Origin of the sequence: Bacteroides mediterraneensis (genome assembly GCF_900128455.1) — a bacterium.
GTDB lineage: Bacteria > Bacteroidota > Bacteroidia > Bacteroidales > Bacteroidaceae > Phocaeicola > Phocaeicola mediterraneensis.
In genome coordinates, this window is sequence record NZ_LT635783.1 from 3,374,351 (window position 1) to 3,397,627 (window position 23,277).

The following is a 23,277-nucleotide window of genomic DNA, read 5'->3' on the forward strand; positions in this document are numbered from 1 at the left end:
GGATTTTTTATGTTCATTTCCTTCTATGCGACCAAAGTTTAGCCGAACTGAACTTTCCATACTGTCGTTTTTTTCGTACTTTTGCTGCTGTTCTATTCTATCAAACAGACAATCATGCCCCAAGATAAATATACCCTCATGACCACGGCACCGGTGCCACGCCTCATCCGTAGATTGGCTGTTCCGACCATCATCAGTATGCTGGTCACCTCTTTCTATGTCATGGCCGACACCTATTTTGTCGGGAAAATCAATACACAATCTACCGCAGCCGTGGGTATCTCCTTTTCCATCATGGCCATCATTCAGGCTTTCGGCTTTTTCTGCGGACATGGTTCGGGCAACTTTATCTCCAGACGGCTAGGTGCACGTGACTACCGAAGTGCCGAACGGATGGCTGCCACCGGTTTTTTCTGTGCCTTTTTCATCGGCTTTCTGATTGCACTCTTCGGACTACTCTTTTTGGAACCGATTTGTGTGGCATTAGGTTCCACTCCCACCATTCTGCCATACGCCAAAACATATCTGGGCATTATCCTGCTGGGAGCTCCGTTCATGGCTTCTTCCCTCGTGCTGAACAACCAGATGCGTTTTCAGGGAAATGCCGTTTATGCCATGATTGGTATTACCGTAGGCGCCTTTCTGAACATAGCCCTCGACCCGCTGCTGATTTTTGTATTCGACATGGGTATTGCAGGAGCAGCCTGGTCCACCTTTATCAGTCAGGTGTGCAGCTTTACTATCCTGATATTCATGGACCGCAAAGGAGAAAACATTCGCATCAATTATCGTTATTTCACCCCTACCCCGGCTTATCTGAAAGAAATCGTCTATGGAGGCAGCCCTTCACTGTGCCGTCAGGGACTGGCCAGCATTTCGACCATTCTGCTGAACGTGGCCGCCGGAAATTTCGGAGATGCAGCCATTGCCGGGATGTCCATTGTCACCCGTATCTGCATGTTCATCAACTCTTTTGTCATCGGTTTCGGACAAGGTTTTCAGCCCGTATGCGGATTCAACTACGGGGCAGGACTGAACCGGCGTGTGCTCCAAGGATTCAAATACTGCGTGAAAGTAGGACTCATCTTCTTGGCTGTCTGCTCCCTGATTGGCTACATTTACGCACCGGAAGTCGTATCCTGGTTCCGAAAGGAAGATCCGCAAGTCATTGCCGTAGGAGCCGAAGCACTCCGCTGGCAGCTCATCACGCTTCCGTTGGGGGCATGGGTCATCCTGTGCAACATGCTTTTGCAGACCATACGCCAGCCCAAGCGGGCCGTCATCCTGTCTTCCTCCCGCCAAGGATTGTTTTTCATCCCGCTGATTCTACTCCTCCCTTATTTTCTTCAACTGCAAGGAGTGGAAATGTGCCAGGCCGTATCCGACTTATGCTCATTCTTATTGTCGCTTCCATTGACCATTCCGGTTTTAAAGTCACTGCGCACGGACCGACAGCCTCTTTCGAAACTCCCATCCTAAGCAAACGTTTATCCGTTCTCCTGCCGATAGTCCTTGGGAGTCATTCCTGTCATACGCCGGAAATACTTGCAAAAGAACGAAGCATTGGGAAAATTCAGTTCGTCGGCTATCTGATACACCAGCTTGTCTGTATGACATAACATCAGTTTGGCTTCCTGCATCACGGCCTCATTGACCCAGTCCATCACCGTCCGCCCGCTGGCTTGTCGTACCAATGTACTCAAATAACGGGAAGTCAGGCATAAATGGTCGGCATAAAACGCACAGCTTCGCTCATGAACGGCATATTTGTTGACTAATTCCAAAAAGCGATTGAACACTTCCTCCTGACGGCTACGTTTCTGTTTGTCCGCTTCCAATTCACGCCCTCTGAAACCATCCGTCTGGTGAAAGACGAGAGAAATCAAGCTTTGTACGGATTCCTTTGGGAACGGCCGGTCGTGGACTACCTCCCACAACAAAGCAAAAATCTGTTCCATCCGCCGACTCTCCTGCTCAGTCAGTGAAAGGTGAAGAAACAGTCTGCCTTGTAAATAGACCTGCAACAATTCTTCTTTCTGCCAGCTTTCCATCAGACTATTGGAAAAAGCCAACATGGCCAAATCCCAATCAGACGACACGTATAGAAATTCGAATACAGTTCCGGGAGACACTACCAGAAAATCCCCCGCCTTAAACTCCAGCTCACGCAAATTGATGCGCAGACGAAGCGTACCGGCACGAAAATACACCACTCTCCCCTCCGTCAGACGGTAAGGCTGTCCTTCCACAGACAGGAAACGAACCACATCGGCTATTCCATGAATAGAACGGAGCAGTCCCAGTTCCGGAATCAGAAAACGATAGGCATTGTGACTTTCTCCCACCCGTTCACGCATTTGCCTCAAGGCCAGCAACAACAGACGATTCGATTTCATTTCACATACACAATTTCCTGCAAAGATAATATTTCATTCGATTTCTGGGCTACATACGGACCATTATCGAACAAAAAGAACATTCCGTCACACATATAGGACCGAAAGATATCATAAAATCCCTGTATCTTTGTCTCATTACCTCAACAAAGATTGAATGCGTATGCTACGAATGTTTCTCTTCTTGTGCGTATGGGGCTTCAGTCACATCGTCCATGCACAAGTCACATTGGAAGATTGCCGGCAAAAAGCCCGTGAGAATTACCCGCAAGCCCGGCAATACGACCTGCTCCGCCTCTCGGAAGAATATACCTTATCGAATGCGGGAAAAGGCAACTTGCCACAGATTAGTCTGAGTGGAAAAATCTCTTATCAAAGTGAAGCTACCACCTTCCCCTTTGACATCCCCGGACTTGGCAGCAAAGGATTGCCCAAGGACCAATACCAGGCAATGATTGAAGTCAGACAGAACCTGTGGGACGGAGGAAAAATCCGGAACCAGAAAGCCCAGATTCGGGCTGAGACAGAGGAAAGCGAACGACAGCTCGACAACAGTCTGTATGCACTGGAAGAAAGAGTGGACCAGGTTTTCTTCGGTATTCTCTTACTCGACGAACAATTGTCACAACACACACTGCTCGAAGAAGAACTGGCCCGAAGTCTGAAAGATGTGCAATCCTATCGCGCCAACGGCACAGCCAATAACGCCGATGTGGATGCCGTGCAAGTAGAAATTCTGCAAACCCACCAGCAGCGCATCCAGCTGGAAAGCAACCGCAGTGCCTATCTGCGCATGTTGTCCCTGCTGACGGGGAAAAAATTTCCACCACATACGCACCTCCAACGGCCTGAAATCGTCTTGGAAACGACCGACATCATCAACCGTCCTGAACTCCGATGGTATGAAGCACAGGAGCAGACCGTTTCCGTACAACGCAAAGGATTACAGATCAACTACCTTCCCTCTTTCAGCCTCTTCGCACAAGGAGCCTACGGCAATCCGGGACTGGATATTCTAAAAGACAAGTTCAGGGCCTACTATCTGGTCGGTGCCCGCTTTACGTGGAATTTCGGAAGTCTGTATACCTTAAAAAACGACCGGAAAAAGCTGGATAACCAGCTCCAGAAAATCCAAAGTGAACGGGATTTGTTTCTGTTTCATACCCACCTGCAGCTGGCGGAAGAGGACGGTACTATCCAAACCCTCCGGCAACAGATGAAGGAAGACGAAGAGATTATCCGGCTACGGAAAAACATCCGGCTTTCTGCCGAAGCCAAAGTGGCCAACGGTACCCTGAGTGTCAATGACCTGCTGAAAGAAATCACGGCCGAGAACCTGGCCCGGCAGGCAAAAGTTCTCCACGAAATCCAACTGCTCATGCACCTGCACCAGCGAAAACACCTCACCAACTAATTTTTATTTACCAACTGTTCAAAATATGCTGAATATGAAAACAAAATATGGATTCCTACTCTTTGCAGTGTACTGTCTCACCGCCTGTGGAGAAAAAGACGACTTTGATGCGACCGGTACTTTTGAAGCAACCGAAATTGTGGTCTCTTCCGAAACTGCCGGAAAACTGTTCTACCTGAATGCCGAAGAAGGGATGCACTTTACCCAAGGTACAGAAGTGGGACTAGTGGACACCGTACAACTCTACCTGAAAAAACGGCAGCTGGAGGCACAGATGAAATCCGTAGAAAGCCAACGTCCCGACATTCACCGCCAGATTGCCGCCACCAAGGAACAAATCGCCACCGCACAACGGGAACGCGACCGGGTGGAAAACCTGCTGAAAGCACAGGCAGCCAACCGCAAACAGCTGGATGACTGGGACGCTCAACTGGCGGTACTCAACCGGCAACTGGAGGCGCAGGTTTCGTCTTTGGGAAACACCACTGCCAGCCTGACGGAACAAAGCTCGTCGGTAGCTATCCAAGTGGCACAAATCGAAGACCAACTCAAGAAATGCCATATCACCACCCCGATAAGCGGAACGATTCTGGCCAAATATGCTGAACCGGGAGAACTGGCTACCATCGGGAAACCACTGTTCAAGATAGCCGACACGGAACACATCTTCCTGCGGGCCTACGTCACCTCCCGGCAACTGGCCTCCGTAAAACTGGGAAGCGAGGTCACGGTATTTGCCGACTTCGGCGATGCACAACGAAACACCTATCCCGGCAAAGTGACCTGGATTTCCGAAGAAGCCGAATTCACCCCGAAAACCATCCTGACCGATGACGAACGCGCCAACCAGGTCTATGCCGTCAAGATAGCCGTCCACAACGACGGCCACATCAAACTGGGAATGTACGGCGAAGTCAAATTCTGAAAGAAGCACATAAATGGAAACCCTTATTGAAGTCAGCCACGTAAGTAAAAACTATGGAAAGGTACAGGCCCTGCGCGACGTATCTTTCCAGGTGAAACAAGGCGAACTGTTCGGCCTCATCGGTCCCGACGGCTCCGGAAAGAGTACGCTCTTCCGCATCCTGACCACTCTACTGAAGCCGGACCAAGGAACGGCTCATGTACTGCATGCCGACGTACTGGACGACTTCCGCACCATCCGACGAAGCGTGGGCTACATGCCGGGACGTTTCTCCTTATACCAAGACCTGACCGTGGAAGAAAACCTGCGTTTCTTTGCCACCGTCTTTCACACCACTGTGGAAGAGAACTACGAACGGATTAAGCCGATTTACGAACAGATTGCTCCGTTCAAAGACCGGCGAGCCGGCGCCCTGTCGGGAGGTATGAAGCAAAAGCTGGCATTGTGTTGCGCGCTGGTTCATGCTCCCCAAATCCTGTTTCTGGATGAGCCGACCACCGGAGTAGACCCTGTATCCCGTCGGGAATTTTGGGAAATGCTGGCCCGTCTCCGTCAGGAAGGCATCACCCTCGTGGTATCCACCCCCTTCATGGACGAAGCCCGACGATGCGACCGCGTGGCCTTCCTGTATGAAGGAGAAATCAAAGGCATCGACCGCCCGGAAACCATTCTGACACGGTTCAGCGACATTCTGTGTCCTCCCGGACTGGAACGAAAAGCAGCAGTCGGAAACGCCGCCCCCCTCATTCAGGTAGACAATCTGGTCAAACGGTTCGGCACTTTTACTGCTGTCGACCATATCTCTTTCTCGGTACAGCGAGGAGAGATTTTCGGCTTTTTGGGAGCCAATGGGGCCGGAAAGACCACCGCCATGCGTATTCTCTGCGGACTCAGTCTGCCTTCCGAAGGGAAAGCGGAAGTAATGGGGTTCGACGTCCGGACACAGAGCGAGGAAATAAAACGACGAATCGGCTACATGAGCCAGAAGTTTTCGCTGTATGAAGACCTGACGGTCCGCGAGAATCTCCGCCTGTTCGGAGGTATCTACGGGGTCAATGCCAAAGAAATTACGACCCGCACCGAAGAGACCTTACGGCGTATCGGCCTCTACGAGGAGCAACATACCTTGGTCCGTTCCCTGCCGCTAGGCTGGAAACAACGCCTGGCCTTCTCAGTGGCCATTTTCCACCGCCCGGAACTGGTTTTTCTGGATGAACCGACCGGAGGTGTGGACCCGGCCACCCGCCGCCAGTTCTGGGAACTGATTTATCAGGCTGCCGACCAGGGAATCACCATTTTCGTCACCACGCACTACATGGACGAAGCAGAATATTGCGACCGCATTTCCATGATGGTGGACGGACATATCCGCGCCTTGGATACTCCCGACGGACTGAAAGCCCGTTTTCAAGCCCGAAACATGGACGAAGTGTTCCAGAAACTGGCCCGCGAAGCCCAACGGGGAGACGCGGCTTTTACTCACGCTCAAACCGAACGACCATGAAACAGTTTATCGCTTTTGTCAGAAAAGAATTCCATCACATTCTGCGCGACCGACGCACCATGCTGATACTGATAGGAATGCCGATTATACAGATTATCCTTTTCGGCTTTGCCATCTCTACCGAGGTGCGCAATGTCCAGACTGCCGTATTGGCTCCTTCCCTTCAGACGGATGTACGGAAACTGGTAGAGCAACTGGATGCCAGCGAGTATTTCACGGTGAAATATGTCGTCCAGTCCCCCGATGAGATTGAGCGGCTGTTCCGGCGCAACCAGATAGAGCTGGCAGTCATTTTCCCGTCCGACCTGCACCGTTTCCGCTTCAATTCTTCACAGATACAGATTCTGACCGATGCCACGGAACCCAATCTGGCAGTCACCCGGAGTACGTATGCTCAGACCATTCTCCGACAAGCCCTGCAAACCATCCGACCCGCTGACGCTTTCTCCTCCAAAGGAAGAACGGAAGGAATGCCGATTGTAGCCTACAACAAGCTGCTCTACAACCCGCAAATGAAGAGTGCCTACAACTTCGTGCCAGGGGTTATGGGACTGATTCTGATGCTGATTTGCGCCATGATGACTTCCATTTCCATTGTCCGCGAAAAAGAGACTGGTACAATGGAAGTGCTGCTGGTCTCCCCTGTCAATCCGCTGTTTGTCATTCTGTCGAAATCCGTACCCTATTTCGTACTCTCCCTGCTCAACCTGACTACCATCCTGCTGCTTTCGGTCTTTGTGCTCGACGTACCGATAGCCGGAAGTCTGACGGCCCTGCTGGGAGTCTCCCTGCTGTTCATCTTCGTATCGCTGGCACTGGGACTGCTGATTTCCTGCGTCACGCATACCCAGGTAGCAGCCCTGCTGGTCTCGGCCATGGTCCTGCTCATCCCGACCATTATCCTGTCGGGCATTATCTACCCGATAGAAAGCATGCCGGGCATCCTTCAGGCCATTTCCTGTCTCATTCCGGCACGCTGGTACGTGGCAGCAGTGCGACGACTGATGATTGAAGGCGTGCCCTTTATCTACGTCTGGAAGGAAGTAGCCGTGTTGTGCCTCATGGCCGTAATCCTGATTGCAGCCACCACCCGCAAATTCAAGAACCGACTGGAATAAACCGTAAGCTTATGATGTTACGCTATCTGATAGAAAAAGAATTCAAACAACTGAAACGCAACCGTTTTCTGCCCCGCCTCATCCTGCTGTTTCCTTGCGTGATGATGCTGGTGATGCCTTGGGCCGCCACACTGGAAATCGAGGACTTGCGCATTGCCGTCATTGACCACGACCATAGTCCCTCGTCCCAACGACTGGTACACCGCATCGAGGCCTCCCGTTACTTCCAGCTGACCGCCCTGCCTGCTTCCTATACACAAGGCCTGAATGCTATTGAAAAAGACCAGGTGGACATGCTGCTGGAAATCCCCCATGGATTTGAGAAAGACCAGGCCCGCGGCGTCAGTCCTTCCACCCTGATTGCCGTCAATACGGTCAACGGTACCAAGGGAGTACTAGGCAGCACCTACCTGCAACAAATTCTCAATCCGCAACCCTCACCCGCCTCCGTGCGCTACCAGTTCAATCCGTACCTCAACTACAAGGTGTTCATGGTACCCGCTCTGATGACCATGATACTGGTACTGCTCTGCGGCTTCCTCCCGGCCCTGAACGTGGTAAGCGAAAAAGAAGCTGGCACCATCGAGCAAATCAATGTCAGCCCGGTGAGCCGTTTCACCTTTACCCTCGCCAAACTGCTACCCTACTGGGCCATCGGCTTTGTGGTACTGAACCTGTGCATGCTGCTGGCCTGGCTGGTCTACGACCTGACACCCGAAGGAAACATCCTCACCATCTATCTGGCCACGCTGATTTTCGCGCTGGTCATGTCGGGGCTGGGCCTGGTCATTTCCAATTACTCTTCCACCCTACAGCAAGCCATGTTCGTCATGTGGTTCTGCATGCTGATTTTCATTCTGATGAGCGGACTGTTCACTCCTATCAGCAGCATGCCGGAATGGGCACAATACATCACGTACCTCAATCCGCTGCGCTACTTCATGGAAATCATGCGCATGGTCTATCTGAAGGGCAGCCACATCGGCGACATCGGCTTCCAGCTTTCCATGCTCTCCACCTTTGCCGTTTTGCTATATGTATGGGCCATCCGCAGCTACCGCAAGCAGCAATAAGCTATCCCGTACTTGGCTTCTTACCTTGACACGAACGTGCAGCGGTCTCGTCACGTCCGTGTCAAGGTATTCCCGCAAAGGAATTTCCCTAAAAATGCCCCTAGCGAGGTCCAGAATTGTAAGTCAGTTATTTCCACCTTACAGAATTATTCAGTAACTTTGCCCGAATCTCTTTTACATAGGACCCATTTGAATATGAGCGAAGATACTTTTGACAAGGACGAAAAGGAAATGGCAAATCTGCCTGAAAAAGAAGAACACTCTGACTACAAACCTGTATCGACCACCGACGAGGCGGTAAAGCACCAGCTGAGCGGCATGTACCAGAACTGGTTTCTGGACTATGCTTCATACGTGATTCTGGAGCGTGCCGTACCCCACATCAACGACGGACTGAAGCCGGTGCAGCGACGCATTCTCCACTCCATGAAACGCCTGGACGACGGACGCTACAACAAGGTGGCCAACATCGTGGGACACACCATGCAGTTTCATCCGCACGGAGATGCTTCCATCGGAGACGCCCTTGTGCAACTGGGACAGAAAGACCTGCTCATCGACTGCCAAGGAAACTGGGGTAACATCCTGACGGGCGACAGCGCAGCGGCTCCCCGTTACATCGAAGCCCGGCTATCCAAATTCGCCCTCGACGTAGTGTTCAACCCGAAAACCACGGAATGGCAGGCTTCCTACGACGGAAGAAACCGGGAACCGGTCACCCTGCCGGTGAAATTCCCGCTGCTACTGGCTCAAGGGGTGGAAGGTATCGCCGTGGGACTTTCTTCCAAGATTCTTCCTCATAACTTCAACGAATTGTGCGATGCGGCCATTGCCTACCTGCACGGAGAGGACTTTCAGCTCTATCCGGACTTCCAGACAGGGGGCTCTATCGATGTATCCCGCTATAACGACGGGGAAAGAGGAGGCGTGGTACGCGTACGGGCCAAGATTTCCAAACTCGACAACAAGACCCTATGCATCAGCGAGATTCCATACGGGAAGACCACATCGTCTCTGATTGATTCCATTCTGAAGGCCATCGAAAAGGGAAAGATTAAAGTTCGGAAAGTAGACGACAACACGGCTGGAAAGGTGGAGATTCTGGTACATCTGACACCGGGGGTATCGTCCGACAAGACACTGGATGCCTTGTATGCCTTTACAGACTGCGAAGTGAACATCTCTCCCAACTGCTGTGTCATTGACAACAAGAAACCGCATTTCCTCTCGGTGAGCAAAGTGCTGAAGAAATCTGTCGACAACACACTGGCCCTGCTCCGGAAAGAACTGGAAATACAGCGGGACGAAACGCTGGAAACCTTGCATTTTGCGTCCTTGGAGAAAATCTTCATCGAAGAACGGATTTACAAGGACAAGCAATTCGAACAGGCAGAATCCATGGATGCGGCCTGCGAACACATTGACGAACGGTTGACCCCGTTTTATCCGCAGTTCGTGCGCGAAGTGACCAAAGAGGATATCCTCAAACTGATGGAAATCAAAATGGCGCGTATCCTCAAGTTCAACAAGGACAAGGCGGACGAGTTCATCGCCCGTCTGAAAGCCCAGCTGGAAGAGATTGACAACCACTTGGCACACATCACGGAATATACCATCGACTGGTACCAGCACCTGAAAGAGAAATATGGCAAGAATTTCCCACGCCGTACAGAAATCCGCAACTTTGACACCATCGTGGCTACCAAAGTGGCAGAAGCCAACGAGAAGCTGTACATCAACCGAGAGGAGGGCTTTATCGGTACGGGACTGAAAAAAGACGAGTATGTGTGCAACTGTTCCGATATCGACGATGTGATTATCTTCTACAAGGACGGAAAATACAAGATTGTACGCGTGTCCGACAAGCTGTTTGTCGGCAAGAACATCCTGTATGTCAACGTATTCAAAAAGAACGACAAACGTACCATCTACAACGTCATTTACCGTGACGGAAAGGATGGGTATTATTATATCAAACGCTTCAATGTGACCTCCATCATCCGTGACCGGGAGTACGATGTGACACAGGGTACGCCAGGCTCCAAGATTGTCTACTTCACGGCCAATCCCAACGGAGAAGCGGAAGTCATCCGGGTCATCCTGCGTCCGACACCCCGCATCAAGAAACCGACCTTCGAGAAGGATTTCAGTACCATCCACATCAAGGGCAAGCAATCGATGGGTAACCTGCTCACCAAGGCCGAGGTACACAAAATCAGCCTGAAGCAGAAAGGCGGTTCCACCCTCGGTGGCAGAAAGGTGTGGTTCGACCACGACGTGCTACGGCTCAACTACGACGGCAGAGGACAATACCTGGGCGAATTCCAAAGCGATGAAAGCATCCTGGTGGTTCAGAAAAACGGAGAATTCTACACCACGAACTTCGACCTGAGCAACCATTACGATCCAGATATCCTTTGCATTGAAAAGTTCAATCCCGACAAGGTATGGACAGCCGTACTCTATGATGCCGACCAACAGAATTATCCGTACCTGAAACGGTTCACCTTCGAAGCGACCAACAAGAAACAGAATTTCCTGGGCGACAACAAACATACACAGCTCATCCTGCTAACTTGTCAGGTGTACCCGCGCATACAAGTCGATTTCGGCAGACACGACAGCTTCCGGGAAGCACTCGTGCTGGAAGCCAGCGACTTTGTGGGCGTCAAGAGCTTCAAGGCCAAAGGCAAGCGCCTGACCACTTATACCGTCGACCGGATTACCGAACTGGAACCGACCCGCATGCCGGAGCCGGAACCGGAAGAACCGGAAAAGGATGAGGAAGACGGAACAGAAGAAGAGGACATCCAGGAAGACGACGGACAAATGAAACTCTTTTAATCGCATGAAACGAATTATCTTTCTACTCTATGCCTGCCTGTCTGTCCTCATGCTCCATGCACAGGAAGACAGTCTGCGTGCGACCCGCTACGTGATGCGTTCCGTACTCTACGGAGCAGGCGTGAGCAACGTACTCGACACGTATCTTTCTCCACTGGAATACAAAGGGCCGGAGGTACGTATCCTGCGTGAGAATATGCGCATGACCCGGCTGATGAACGGAAACGTATCGGCACAGAATCTGTTGCAGGCCCATGTGTCGTACACGCACAATCCCAGCAAGACAGGCTACATGTATGCCGGACTGCTGAACTGGAGTTATACTCTCCATTATCAGTTCCGTCTCAGTGAACGACTGAAGTTGCTGGCCGGCCCGACAATTGATCTGAACGGGGGATTCGTGTACAATACGCGTAATTCCAACAACCCGGCACAAGCCAAGGCGTACGGTAGTCTGGGCATCTCCGGTATGGCCATCTACAAGTTCCGTATCGGCCATTATCCACTGGTGGCACGTTACCAGGCCAACCTTCCGTTGCTGGGTGCCATGTTCTCTCCCGAATTCGGACAGTCATACTATGAAATGTTCTCCTTGGGACACAAAGGAAAGAATGTCCTGTTTACCTCCCTCCACAACAGTCCTTCCCTCCGTCAGATGATAACCCTCGACTTCCCTATCCGGAAGGTCACGATGCGTGTAGCCTATGTCTGCGACCTCCAGCAGGCCAAGGTCAACCACCTGAAATACCATACTTACTCACATGATTTCATGATTGGCTTCGTGAAGAATTTCTACCTGCTGAAAGGCAAGAACCGAATCACCATGCCTTCAAACGTTACTCCCTACTGATATGAAGAAAATATATCATTTCCACTTATACGGCCTCCTGCTGGTGCTGACCTGCGCCTTATTCTCTTCGTGTATCCGTGAAGACATACAGGGCAATACACCGGAAGCCAATTTCGAATCGCTCTGGAAAATCATCGACGAGCAATATTGTTTCCTGGATTACAAAAAGGAAGTGTATGGTCTGGACTGGGACGAAGTACACACCCGATATGCGAAACGGATTTCTCCGTCGATGAGCTGGGAAGCACTTTTTGAAGTTCTTTCAGACATGGTCAACGAACTCAGGGACGGTCATGTGAATCTGAGCAGTTCCTTAGGCAGCTCGCAATACCGGGAATGGTTTGATGCCTACCCGCGCAATTTCAGCGACAGCATCCAAAGCAATTATCTCAAAAAAGACTATATCATCACTTCCGGACTCACCTACCAAATTCTGGACAACAACATCGGCTATGTGTACTGCGAGAGTTTCTCAGACGGCATTGGCGATGGAAATCTGGATCAGATGCTGAAGAAACTGGAAATCTGCGACGGAGTAATTATTGACGTGCGCAACAACGGAGGAGGAAGCCTGACTACCGCCCAAAAACTGGCCGCCCGGTTCACCAACGAAAAGGTGCTGGTGGGCTACATCTGCCACAAAACGGGCCCCGGCCACAATGACTTTTCCGACCCGGAACCGGTGTATCAAGAACCGTCTAACAGTATCCGCTGGCAGAAAAAGGCTGTGGTGCTGACCAACCGACGTTCCTACAGTGCCACCAATGACTTTGTCAATACCATGCGGCAGTTTCCTAACGTAACCACCTTGGGAGATACGACCGGAGGCGGTTCCGGACTGCCGTTCAGCTCCGAAATCCCCAACGGATGGTCCATCCGTTTCTCGGCTAGCCCCATGTTCGATCCGGACATGAACCAGCTGGAGTTCGGCATCGAACCGGATATGAAAGTGGACATGACTAGCGAAGACATGCAACGAGGAAAAGATACGCTCATTGAAACCGCCATCAAAATACTAAAGAATTGACCCGCAGATTTGGAGAATCGGGAAATTATTTCTACCTTTGCCTCCGCAAATGCAGAAATCGTTTTCTGTATGCGCCTGTGGCGTAATTGGTAGCCGCGCCAGACTTAGGATCTGGTGTCGTGAGACGTGTAGGTTCGAGTCCTATCAGGCGCACATAGTAAAAATGGATTTAATAAACACGTGTTTATTAAATCCATTTTATTTTGTCATACACATAAACCATGCAGACCAGTTGCACGAAAGACCTCACTTCGGGAAATATCACCCAAAGCATGCTTTGTCTGGCTTATCCGCTCATCCTTGGCAACCTGCTTCAGCAGGGATACAACATTGCGGATACCCTGATTATCGGCCAGGCACTGGGAGCCAATGCGCTGGCTGCCGTAGGCTCCTCCTACACACTCATGGTATTCATCACCTCCATCTTTATCGGTTTGTGCATGGGATGCAGTGCCTTGTTCTCCATGCGCTACGGAGCTAAAGATTATGAACTTCTGAAACGTAGCCAAGCAGCCGCTCTACTCATTACGGGCATCGCTACCTTCCTCATTTTCGCTTTCGCCATCAGCTGCATCCGTCCGATTATCCAATGGCTGCAAACCCCGGAAGAGTTAGAGGAAATGACCTACGACTACCTGAAAATTACCTTTATCGGCATTTGGTTCGTCTACCTATATAATTATTATGCCTACCTTCTGCGGGCATTAGGCAATTCCTTTACGCCCTTGGTTTATCTGGCAATCTCCGTCGTATTGAACATCGTACTCGACCTGCTGTTTATCCTTCGACTCGGCTATGGTATCGCAGGAGCGGCCACAGCTACGGTCCTTTCGCAAGCCGTTTCCGCCATCGGACTTTGGCTGTACTGCTGGAGAAAAATTCCGGAAACACGGCTTACACGGAAAGACTTCAAGATAAGCCGTCCCCTCGTCAGACAGGTATTTTCGTATGCCTCGCTGACTTGCATACAACAATCGGTCATGAACTTTGGTATTCTAATGGTACAGGGGCTGGTCAACAGTTTCGGAACCTCCGTCATGGCTGCGTTCACCGCCGCCGTCAAAATTGACTCCTTTGCCTACATGCCCGTCCAGGATTTTGGCAATGCCTTTTCTACTTTCACCGCCCAAAACTACGGGGCCGGAAAGAAAGAGCGTATCCTACAAGGATTCAAAAAAGCGTTCTGGATGACTACGCTTTTCTGCCTGCTTCTCTCAGCGCTTATCTTTCTGACTGCTCCTTGGCTAATGCAGATTTTCATTTCATCGGAAGAAAAAGAAATTATCCGGATTGGGGTAGAATATCTCCGGGTAGAAGGCAGTTTCTACTTAGGCATCGGTTACTTGTTTCTATGGTATGGCTTTTACCGGGCGGTATGCAAGCCGGAAATGTCCATCATCCTGACCATTCTGTCCTTGGGAACCCGTGTAGCCTTGGCCTACCTCCTAGCATCCATTCCTTCCATTGGTGTACACGGTATTTGGTGGTCTATTCCTATTGGATGGGCATTGGCGGATATCTACGGACAGGTATATTACTGGAAAAAGAAGCGTTCCTTACTTACCCCTCCCACTGTTTCACAATAAAAGACACACTCTCCATCCGACACTTTTCCATCAAAGACAGAAAGGCAAGACCTGTCTACCATACCCAATCCCACCCATTCTCATACTCCCTCAGAGAAGCCCTTCTGTTCCTACATGTCCAGAGAAGAAAATCCACAGAAGATTGCTCGTATGCCACACATCAGCAAGCCCTCTCCACAGAAAAACCAAATAACCTGCATACAATGGAACCCATCAACTCCAAGTCCCCTAAAGACATAAAAAAAGGCCGTCTCTAAAGAGACAGCCTTTTCTTGTAAGTATGAGAAACTATTACTGACGCTGAGTAGCTGAATAGTTAATCTTCAAAGCGTATGCCTGACGAAGAGCCTGTTTTACTTCTGTTACGATACCCATCTTGGTATTTGCATCTACCTTCAGGGAAACAGTCATAAACGGTTTATCTTCCTCTTTCATGTTTTCACGTTCCTGATAGATGTAGTCCTGTACTTCTGAAGATTCAGCGAACTTATCGTTCAACTGGATACGGTCGGTAGTACCCATCTTTTTCTGGAACTCCGGCATCGGCTTACCGATGTAGATGAAAGACACCAAAGACTTCTTTTCAAGCTTTTCCAATTCTGTAGCTTGCGGTACCTTAAACTGAACCTTCAATGTAACTTCACGCATGGTTGTTACAATCATGAAGAAGAACAACATGGTAAAGATAAGGTCCGGCAGAGAAGAGGTATTCAACTCCGGCATGCCACGCTTACCTGTCTTATTAAATTTTCCCATGATTATTTTCCTCCATATTTTTTAGGTTCTGCTTCAGAAATCTTCTGCGGATAATAGTCTGTAATAGCTTTCTGCTCGTCTTCAGAACATTCAGCGAATGATTTACCAAACTGAGACTGAGCCAGTTCGTTACGCAGCTCATTATAAGCCGCTACCAATTCGTTCTGAACCTGAATATACGCATTGTAGCTAGTACCCACGTCATTCTGCACAGAGATTACATGCTTTTCTGTAACCATTACGTCACCGAAGAACGGAAGATGTTTTGCATGCTTTTCAGGCAAGTTCTCATCGTTATTCGGGTTGGCAATGAATTCTTTTGCCTTTTGTCTCAACTGTCTGATATCAGACCATTCTCCACCGACCATCAGCTGGTCGTCCTTGTTCAAACGAACCTGAAGAACGTTTCTTTCCTTTACAATAATATCATCTTTCTGATCCTTGTTTTCAGGTGGAGGCGGCAAACGTCTCGCCAAACCACGGTCAGTATCCATTGATGTTGTAATAAGGAAGAAAATAAGCAACATGAAGGCAATATCGGCCGTAGAACTTGAGTTGATTCCAGGCACTGCTCTTTTCTTTTTTGCCATTTGACTTACTCCTTATATTTTAATTAAACTTCAATGATGATATTATTTCTTCAAAATTCCAGACAAGTTGATCAAAGTACCAAGGGCAGCCAAGCCGAACAATACGTATGTAGAGTACAACAGCATGTCTGTTACCTTCAGCATAGTGACATTGGTATATTCTGTACCGCCACCCATAACAACTGTTTCTGAAGAACCGAGGTTATAAGTAACAATCAGCAATACAACCAACAGAATCAATCCAATCAATGATTTGATAGCTCCTTTCGGATTATCTTTCAATGCTCCGCCAAACTGTGCAATAGCTCCTACAAGAGTCGCGATGACAGTAATTGCAAACATACCATACATCAGGTACATCAGGGCCGGAGTATTAGCCGGTTCAACCAAACCAGCTGCATTTGTTTCGCTGTATCCTACTCCGTAGAACATGCCCAGCACTACCAAAATCAGTGCGATGCATACATAGAATACGTAGTATGATACTTTATATGATAATTTAGCCATTGTTCTTATTATTTTTTGTATTTCAAGTTGTACTTCATGATCATATCAAGCAATGTGATAGAAGAATCTTCCATCTGGCTTGTAATAGCTTCAATCTTAGACAGGATGTAGTTGTAGAATACCTGCAGAATCAAAGCAACGATCAAACCGAAGATAGTAGTAATCAAGGCCACTTTCATACCACCTGCAACAACTGTCGGAGAAATATCACCAGCCTGCTGGATTTGGTCGAACGCCATAACCATACCGATTACAGTACCCAAGAATCCCAGAGACGGAGCCATCGCGATGAACAATGTAATCCAAGAGCATCCTTTTTCAAGGTAACCAGCCTGAACACCACCGTAAGAAACAACTGAACGTTCAACTACGTCCAAGCCTTCGTCGATTCTCATCAAACCCTGATAGCAGATAGAAGCAACAGGACCACGAGTGTTACGGCAGATAGTCTTAGCACCTTCTACATCACCTTTTTCCAAAGCGGCTTCAACTTTAGCCATCAATTTCTTTACGTCTACTTCAGCCAAGCTCAAGTAAATGATACGTTCAATACAGAAAGCCAAACCAAGTACCAATGCGATAGCAACCAAAGACATGAAGCCTGCATCACCTTCGATAAACTTAGTCTTTAATTCTTTGTGCAAACCACCTTCTTCTACTACAGCCGGAGCTGCTGCATCGTCAGCTGCTGCTACTTCTTCTGTCTGAGCCGGAGCTGCTGTAGCTGTAGAATCCTGAGCCATAGCTGTCTGAGTCATTCCAAATGAGAGGACTCCCATCACTGCAAGAATTGCAAATAACTTTTTCATTGTGTGTCTAATTTTTAAGATTAATTAATTAATAGTTTGTTAATTGTTTTTCTCTTATATTGCGGAGAGAACGGGATTCGAACCCGTGATACGCTTTTGGCGTATACACGCTTTCCAGGCGTGCCTCTTCAACCACTCGAGCACCTCTCCTTTTTCCAATATCGGGAACAAGTTTTAAACACCCAAACCCCTTTGATTGATTTCAGTCACAAATGTATTCTTTTTTTTCGTCTTACATAACATCCAAACTGCAAAAGTTTTCGTTTAGACTCGAAATTAATAAACTTTAAAAACTTTTCTCCGCATTTGTGAAGACTTTTAAAGCATTTTCCGAGGTTTGGGCCGCAATTTCCGACAAAGGTATGCCATAAATTTCGGAAAGACGTTCGGCCACCTTTACCAGATAGGCGCTCTCATTCCGTTTTCCCCGATAAGGCACCGGAGCCAGATAAGGCGAATCGGTTTCGAGCACGACCCGGTTTAAAGGCACATTTTTCAACACTTCCGGAAGGCTACTTTTCTTGAAAGTCACCACCCCATTAATGCCGAGCATGAACGAGTCATACTCCAACAAATGGGCAGCTTCTTCCGATGAGCCGGTGAAACTGTGGAAAATTCCCCGTAAGGTCGTCTGCTTGTAAGGCTCGAGAATTTCCAGCAGTTCCGGATATGCCTCACGGCAATGGATAATTAAAGGCAAATCGTACTCCAAGGCCCAGTTCACCTGTTCCTCAAAGGCTTCCATCTGCTCCTTGCGGAAGGTCTTGTCCCAATACAAGTCGATTCCCACTTCGCCGATACCATAAAAGCGGTGCGGATCAGATATCAGCCACTGTTTCACCGTCTGCAAACGCTCCTTCCAGTTTTCATCGACCGAAGTCGGGTGAAAGCCAATCATCGGATAGCAACAGTCGTGTGCATCACACAGAGCCAGCATAGCCTCTACCGTGGTATCGTCAATGTTCGGCATGAACAGACGGGATACTCCAGCTTCTATCGCCCGAATCACAGCCAGTTCACGGTCCGTCTCAAACTCTTCGGTGTACAAATGGGTATGGGTATCAATCAGCGCATTCATCATCTTACAATTTACGGTCCATCAAACGGCAGACAAAAGCTTTCAGTTCTTCCTTGCGGGCCGGTTCCACATCCACCTGCTCCAACAAAGCCAAACCTTCCTTATAATACACATCAATACGGGCATTGCAACTATCAGCCACCCCCACCTTATTATATATGGACGTCACAGCCTTAATCTTTTCTTCCGGCGCATAGTCTTCCACATGAAGCCAGCCCAGCAATGCTTCCTTGTCATCCTCCTGAGCCTGTGCCAACGCCGTAATCAGCATAAAGGTCTTTTTATTACAGAGGATGTCGCCTCCGATTTTCTTACCGAAAACAGCCGGATCGCCATACACGTCGAGGTAATCGTCCTGCAACTGGAAAGCCAGTCCCATCTTCACTCCGAAATCATAGAGAAGTTCCGCATCTTTTTCGGGCGCCCCTCCCAGGATGGCTCCGATTTTCAAGGCTGCTGCCAGCAGTACAGAAGTTTTCAGACGAATCATTTCAAGGTATTGCTCAACCGTCACATCCGTCAGCTGTTCAAATTCCATGTCCCACTGCTGTCCTTCACACACCTCCAGTGCGGTACGGCTGAACACCTCCATCACCTTTCCCACATATTCCGCCGGACATTGCTGCATCATGAACTGATAAGACAAAATCAACATGGCATCCCCCGAAAGGATGGCCGTGTTCTCGTTCCACCGTTTATGTACGGTCGGCTTGTTGCGCCGCATATCAGCCTTATCCATCAAATCATCGTGCAACAGCGTAAAGTTATGATAGGTTTCAATACCAGCGGCCTGCGGAAAAATATGCTCCACATCATCCTTGTACAGATTATAAGCCAACAGCATCAATACCGGGCGCAGACGTTTTCCGCCCAGTCCCAACACATACTCTATCGGTTCGTACAACCCCATCGGTTTCCGCTTGTAAGAAAGCTGGCCGATGTATTCATGGATTTGCTGCAACAGTTGTTCGCTTGTATATTGTTTCATGGGAATAAGTTTTAATAAAAAGGGAAAAAAGAAAGGCTGCAAAAATGCAGCCTTTACTTCAATTTATACTATCAATAGATTACTGCAACTTAAAGGTTACAGGCACGGTGTACTTCACACGTACAGCTTTACCACGCTGCTTACCTGGTTTCCATTTCGGCATCATCTTGATTACGCGGAGCGCTTCCTTATCCAAGTACGGGTCTACACTACGCATAACCACCGGGTCTACGATAGAACCATCCTGGTTAACGACGAACTGGATGATTACACGTCCCTGTACACCGTTTTCCTGTGCGATAGTCGGATACTTGATGTTCTTGCTGATGAACTTCAAACATTCAGCCATACCCCCCGGGAATTCCGGCATCTCTTCTACGACCTGGAAAATCTGCTGTTCTTCCGGTTCTTCTTCTTCTACTTCAACCGGCACATACTTGATTTCCACAGCCTGATTGTTTTCCTCACTTGACTGGATAGTAGATTCTTCTACATTTGCATCATTTTCTGCAATCTGCAATACTTCTTCTACTTTCGGTGCTTCAGGAGGAGGTGGAGCCTGCTTCTGTTCTTCCTGTTCAGTAATAGGAATCATTTCTTCCTCAAAAGTTGGTTCGGTGATACCGGTATCGGTAGTGACCTGCTTGTCACGTTCTGTCCATTCGAACGCCACAAACATCGCTGCCAAAATCAGTACGAAACCTACCAACAACCACGTAGACTTTTTGCCTTCGAGGTCCGCTTTCGGCGATTTCTTGACTTCCATAAATGTGTTTATTAAAGGTTAATACTCTATACGCAGCAAAGGTAACACAAATCTTCAGAAATTCACTCTCCCGAAGTAAAAATAATGTAAAACAATGATTTTTTTATTTCGAACCTGCATTAAACAGAAAATCCGATATAAATTTCTCTGTTTCACACTGTGGGATACAAAAACCACAGTGTGGGATATATATTTCACACTGTGGGATACAAATCCCATAGTGTGAAACAGAGTATATAAGGAAGGAATCTACTCTATACAAAGAAAGGTTTTAACGTTTATGCACATGCCGTTTCTTACTTATTATTAAATAGGAGAATTGCCAAAAACTTTACTCAAAAGCATCCACATACAAAGGATTTACACTATCTTTGCCCCTATTCCAATCAATTTTATTGCAACCAACACATGAAAAAGATTATCATTGCCATCGATGGTTTCTCTTCCTGCGGGAAAAGTACCATGGCTAAAGATTTAGCCAAAGAAATCGGTTACATCTATATAGACAGCGGAGCCATGTATCGGGCCGTCACACTTTATTGTCTGGAAAACGGATTGTTCAATGCCGACGGCAGCATCCGCGAAGAAGACCTGCGCCAGCAGATGGACCGGATTCAGATTTCCTTCCAACTCAACCCGGAAACACAGCGCCCGATGACTTTCCTCAACGGGAAAAACGTAGAAGAACGCATCCGCACCATGGAAGTATCCTCCCATGTCAGCCCGGTGGCCGCCCTCGGTTTCGTACGCGAGGCACTCGTACGGCAGCAACAGGAAATGGGAAAGGAAAAAGGAATTGTCATGGACGGACGCGACATCGGTACGGCCGTATTTCCCAATGCCGAACTGAAAATATTCGTTACCGCCTCTGCCCAGATTCGTGCCCAGCGCCGCTATGAGGAACTCAAAGCCAAAGGTCAGGAAGCCTCCTTCGATGAAATCCTGCACAACGTGGAAGAACGCGACCGCATTGACCAAAGCCGGAAGGTAAGTCCTCTGCGCAAGGCCGACGACGCCATCCTGCTGGACAACAGCGAAATGACGATTCCCGAACAGAAAGAATGGTTAAAGGAACAATTTGAAAAGGCCACTCATGCATCACATTGAAATAGATAAAGAGTCCGGGTTCTGCTTCGGAGTGACCACGGCCATCTCCAAAGCGGAAGAAGAACTGGCAAAAGGGGAAACCCTGTATTGCCTGGGCGACATCGTGCACAACGGACAGGAGTGCGAGCGTCTGAAAAAACTGGGACTGATTACCATCAATCACGAAGAGTTTGCCCACCTGCGGAACGTCAAGGTACTGCTGCGTGCCCACGGCGAACCGCCTGAGACCTACGAACTGGCCCGCAAAAACCAGATTGAAATCATCGATGCTACCTGTCCGGTAGTACTGCGCCTGCAAAAAAGAATCAAGCAGGAGTATGACACGACTCCCAGCGGCCGGGAACGGCAGATTGTCATCTACGGGAAGAACGGTCATGCCGAGGTACTGGGACTGGTAGGACAGACACAAGGAAAAGCCATCGTCATCGAAAAGCTGGAAGAAGTCACCAAGCTCGACATGACGAAAGACATCCGGCTGTATTCACAAACCACCAAGTCGCTCGATGAATTCCGCCAGATTGTATCTTACATCGAAGAGCATATCTCGCCGGAAGCCTCTTTCCAGTATTTCGACACCATCTGCCGGCAGGTGGCCAACCGCATGCCCCACATCCGGGAGTTCGCGGCCAGCCACGACCTGATTTTCTTTGTCTGCGGACACAAGAGTTCCAATGGAAAGATCCTCTTCCAGGAATGCAAGAAAGTCAACCCCAACTCCTATCAGATTGACAAACCGGAAGAGATTGACAAGAGCATTTTGTCACATGCACATTCCATTGGAATCTGCGGAGCCACTTCTACGCCTAAATGGCTGATGGAAGCGTGTAAAAAAGTTATAATGAACGAATAATAAGAAAGAAATCCACCGCAAAATAGCTACATATTTTGTACTTTTGCCTTATAAAAATCAAACTAACAACTAACAATTATGGGAACTATTAAATGTATCGGTATTCTAACCTCCGGAGGAGATGCACCAGGCATGAATGCCGCAATCAGAGCCGTCACCCGTTCTGCCATTTACAACGGGCTGAAAGTAAAAGGTATCTACAGAGGCTACAAAGGATTGATTACAGGTGAAATCAAGGAGTTTAAGACTGAAAATGTCAGTAATATCATACAATTAGGAGGTACAATCCTGAAAACCGCACGTTGTCAGGAGTTCCGCACCCCGGAAGGTCGTCAAATCGCTTACGAAACCATGCAGCGTGAAGGCATCGACGCCCTCATCATCATTGGTGGAGACGGCTCTTTGACCGGTGCCCGCCTGTTGGCACAGGAATTCGACGTGCCTTGTATCGGACTTCCCGGTACCATCGACAATGACCTGTTTGGTACAGATACGACCATCGGTTATGACACTGCCCTGAACACGATTCTGGATGCAGTGGACAAGATTCGTGATACCGCAACTTCCCACGAGCGCTTGTTCTTCGTGGAAGTGATGGGACGTGATGCCGGCTTCCTGGCATTGAACGGTGCCATCGCTGCCGGAGCAGAAGCAGCCATCATTCCGGAATTCAATACGGAAGTAGACCAGCTGGAAGAATTCATCAACAACGGATTCCGCAAATCAAAAAGCAGTTCCATCGTACTGGTAGCCGAAAGTGAAATCACCGGAGGAGCCATGCACTATGCAGAACGTGTGAAAAACGAATATCCGCAATATGATGTACGTGTCACCATTCTGGGACACTTGCAGCGCGGTGGACGTCCGACGGCTCACGACCGTATCATCGCCAGCCGTATGGGTGTAGCCAGCATCCAGGCTTTGATGGAAGGCCAGCGCAATGTCATGATCGGTATCGAAAACGACCAGATTGTGTACGTACCGTTTACCAAGGCCATCAAGAACGACAAGCCGATTGACCGTGAACTGGTGAATGTATTGCATGAATTGTCTATCTGATATTCCCTTTCATCACATAAAAAGAAACCT

At 48.8% G+C, this 23,277-nt stretch carries 21 protein-coding genes and 2 tRNA genes; 14 read left to right on the forward strand and 9 right to left on the reverse strand.

Annotation, left to right across the window (positions count from 1 at the left end):
* Positions 1-114 precede the first annotated feature (114 nt).
* Complete coding sequence (locus BQ7480_RS14455) at positions 115-1,479, forward strand: MATE family efflux transporter (protein WP_235816695.1); 1,365 nt, start codon at positions 115-117, stop codon at positions 1,477-1,479.
* 8 nt (positions 1,480-1,487) lie between these two features.
* On the opposite strand, the gene BQ7480_RS14460 is transcribed toward BQ7480_RS14455, so the two are convergent.
* A complete protein-coding gene (locus tag BQ7480_RS14460; protein ID WP_072543423.1) occupies positions 1,488-2,396 on the reverse strand; it encodes an AraC family transcriptional regulator in 909 nt (302 codons plus the stop codon).
* A gap of 163 nt (positions 2,397-2,559) precedes the next feature.
* On the opposite strand from BQ7480_RS14460, the gene BQ7480_RS14465 reads away from it, so the two are divergent.
* From BQ7480_RS14465 to BQ7480_RS14510, 10 genes are all read left to right on the forward strand, one after another.
* On the forward strand, positions 2,560-3,810 hold the full coding sequence (locus BQ7480_RS14465) for a TolC family protein (protein WP_072544065.1): 1,251 nt from the start codon (positions 2,560-2,562) through the stop codon (positions 3,808-3,810).
* 34 nt (positions 3,811-3,844) lie between these two features.
* Positions 3,845-4,735 (forward strand): HlyD family secretion protein, encoded by an 891-nt coding sequence (locus BQ7480_RS14470; protein WP_072544066.1) that lies wholly within the window; start codon positions 3,845-3,847, stop codon positions 4,733-4,735.
* A 13-nt stretch (positions 4,736-4,748) separates the two neighbouring features.
* The gene (locus BQ7480_RS14475; RefSeq protein ID WP_072543424.1) at positions 4,749-6,239 is read left to right on the forward strand and encodes an ATP-binding cassette domain-containing protein; all 1,491 of its coding nucleotides are present in this window, start codon (positions 4,749-4,751) and stop codon (positions 6,237-6,239) included.
* Positions 6,236-7,357, forward strand: a complete 1,122-nt coding sequence (locus BQ7480_RS14480) for an ABC transporter permease (protein ID WP_072543425.1) — start codon at positions 6,236-6,238, stop codon at positions 7,355-7,357. The genes BQ7480_RS14475 and BQ7480_RS14480 overlap by 4 nt, the downstream gene beginning before the upstream one ends.
* Before the next feature lie 14 nt (positions 7,358-7,371).
* Positions 7,372-8,430 (forward strand): ABC transporter permease, encoded by a 1,059-nt coding sequence (locus BQ7480_RS14485; protein ID WP_072544067.1) that lies wholly within the window; start codon positions 7,372-7,374, stop codon positions 8,428-8,430.
* Positions 8,431-8,625: 195 nt separating this feature from the next.
* A complete protein-coding gene (locus BQ7480_RS14490) occupies positions 8,626-11,274 on the forward strand; it encodes a DNA gyrase/topoisomerase IV subunit A (RefSeq protein ID WP_072543426.1) in 2,649 nt (882 codons plus the stop codon).
* 4 nt (positions 11,275-11,278) lie between these two features.
* A complete protein-coding gene (locus BQ7480_RS14495) occupies positions 11,279-12,124 on the forward strand; it encodes a DUF3316 domain-containing protein (RefSeq protein WP_072543427.1) in 846 nt (281 codons plus the stop codon).
* 1 nt (position 12,125) lies between these two features.
* Positions 12,126-13,151, forward strand: coding sequence for a S41 family peptidase (locus BQ7480_RS14500; protein ID WP_072543428.1), 1,026 nt, complete (start codon positions 12,126-12,128; stop codon positions 13,149-13,151).
* 71 nt (positions 13,152-13,222) lie between these two features.
* Positions 13,223-13,304 (forward strand) — tRNA-Leu (locus BQ7480_RS14505).
* A gap of 68 nt (positions 13,305-13,372) precedes the next feature.
* Positions 13,373-14,737 (forward strand): MATE family efflux transporter, encoded by a 1,365-nt coding sequence (locus BQ7480_RS14510; protein ID WP_072543429.1) that lies wholly within the window; start codon positions 13,373-13,375, stop codon positions 14,735-14,737.
* Between the two features lie 291 nt (positions 14,738-15,028).
* Here BQ7480_RS14510 and BQ7480_RS14515 read toward each other — a convergent pair whose 3' ends face one another.
* The 8 genes from BQ7480_RS14515 to BQ7480_RS14550 form a co-directional block, all read right to left on the reverse strand.
* Positions 15,029-15,493, reverse strand: coding sequence for an ExbD/TolR family protein (locus BQ7480_RS14515; protein WP_072543430.1), 465 nt, complete (start codon positions 15,491-15,493; stop codon positions 15,029-15,031).
* 2 nt (positions 15,494-15,495) lie between these two features.
* Positions 15,496-16,083, reverse strand: a complete 588-nt coding sequence (locus BQ7480_RS14520; RefSeq protein ID WP_072543431.1) for an ExbD/TolR family protein — start codon at positions 16,081-16,083, stop codon at positions 15,496-15,498.
* Positions 16,084-16,125: 42 nt separating this feature from the next.
* On the reverse strand, positions 16,126-16,590 hold the full coding sequence (locus BQ7480_RS14525) for a hypothetical protein (RefSeq protein ID WP_072543432.1): 465 nt from the start codon (positions 16,588-16,590) through the stop codon (positions 16,126-16,128).
* 8 nt (positions 16,591-16,598) lie between these two features.
* Positions 16,599-17,399 (reverse strand): MotA/TolQ/ExbB proton channel family protein, encoded by an 801-nt coding sequence (locus tag BQ7480_RS14530; protein ID WP_072543433.1) that lies wholly within the window; start codon positions 17,397-17,399, stop codon positions 16,599-16,601.
* A gap of 62 nt (positions 17,400-17,461) precedes the next feature.
* Positions 17,462-17,549: transfer RNA gene (locus tag BQ7480_RS14535), tRNA-Ser, on the reverse strand.
* Positions 17,550-17,685: 136 nt separating this feature from the next.
* The gene (locus BQ7480_RS14540; RefSeq protein WP_083581897.1) at positions 17,686-18,477 is read right to left on the reverse strand and encodes a TatD family hydrolase; all 792 of its coding nucleotides are present in this window, start codon (positions 18,475-18,477) and stop codon (positions 17,686-17,688) included.
* A gap of 4 nt (positions 18,478-18,481) precedes the next feature.
* A complete protein-coding gene (locus BQ7480_RS14545) occupies positions 18,482-19,465 on the reverse strand; it encodes a polyprenyl synthetase family protein (protein WP_072543434.1) in 984 nt (327 codons plus the stop codon).
* 79 nt (positions 19,466-19,544) lie between these two features.
* Positions 19,545-20,231, reverse strand: coding sequence for an energy transducer TonB (locus BQ7480_RS14550; RefSeq protein ID WP_072543435.1), 687 nt, complete (start codon positions 20,229-20,231; stop codon positions 19,545-19,547).
* A gap of 408 nt (positions 20,232-20,639) precedes the next feature.
* On the opposite strand from BQ7480_RS14550, the gene cmk reads away from it, so the two are divergent.
* From cmk to pfkA, 3 genes are all read left to right on the forward strand, one after another.
* The gene (gene cmk / locus BQ7480_RS14555) at positions 20,640-21,338 is read left to right on the forward strand and encodes a (d)CMP kinase (protein WP_072543436.1); all 699 of its coding nucleotides are present in this window, start codon (positions 20,640-20,642) and stop codon (positions 21,336-21,338) included.
* Complete coding sequence (locus tag BQ7480_RS14560) at positions 21,325-22,188, forward strand: 4-hydroxy-3-methylbut-2-enyl diphosphate reductase (RefSeq protein ID WP_072543437.1); 864 nt, start codon at positions 21,325-21,327, stop codon at positions 22,186-22,188. Before cmk ends, BQ7480_RS14560 begins: the two co-directional genes overlap by 14 nt.
* A 78-nt stretch (positions 22,189-22,266) precedes the next feature.
* A complete protein-coding gene (gene pfkA, locus BQ7480_RS14565) occupies positions 22,267-23,247 on the forward strand; it encodes a 6-phosphofructokinase (protein ID WP_072543438.1) in 981 nt (326 codons plus the stop codon).
* The last annotated feature ends 30 nt before the right edge of the window (positions 23,248-23,277 follow it).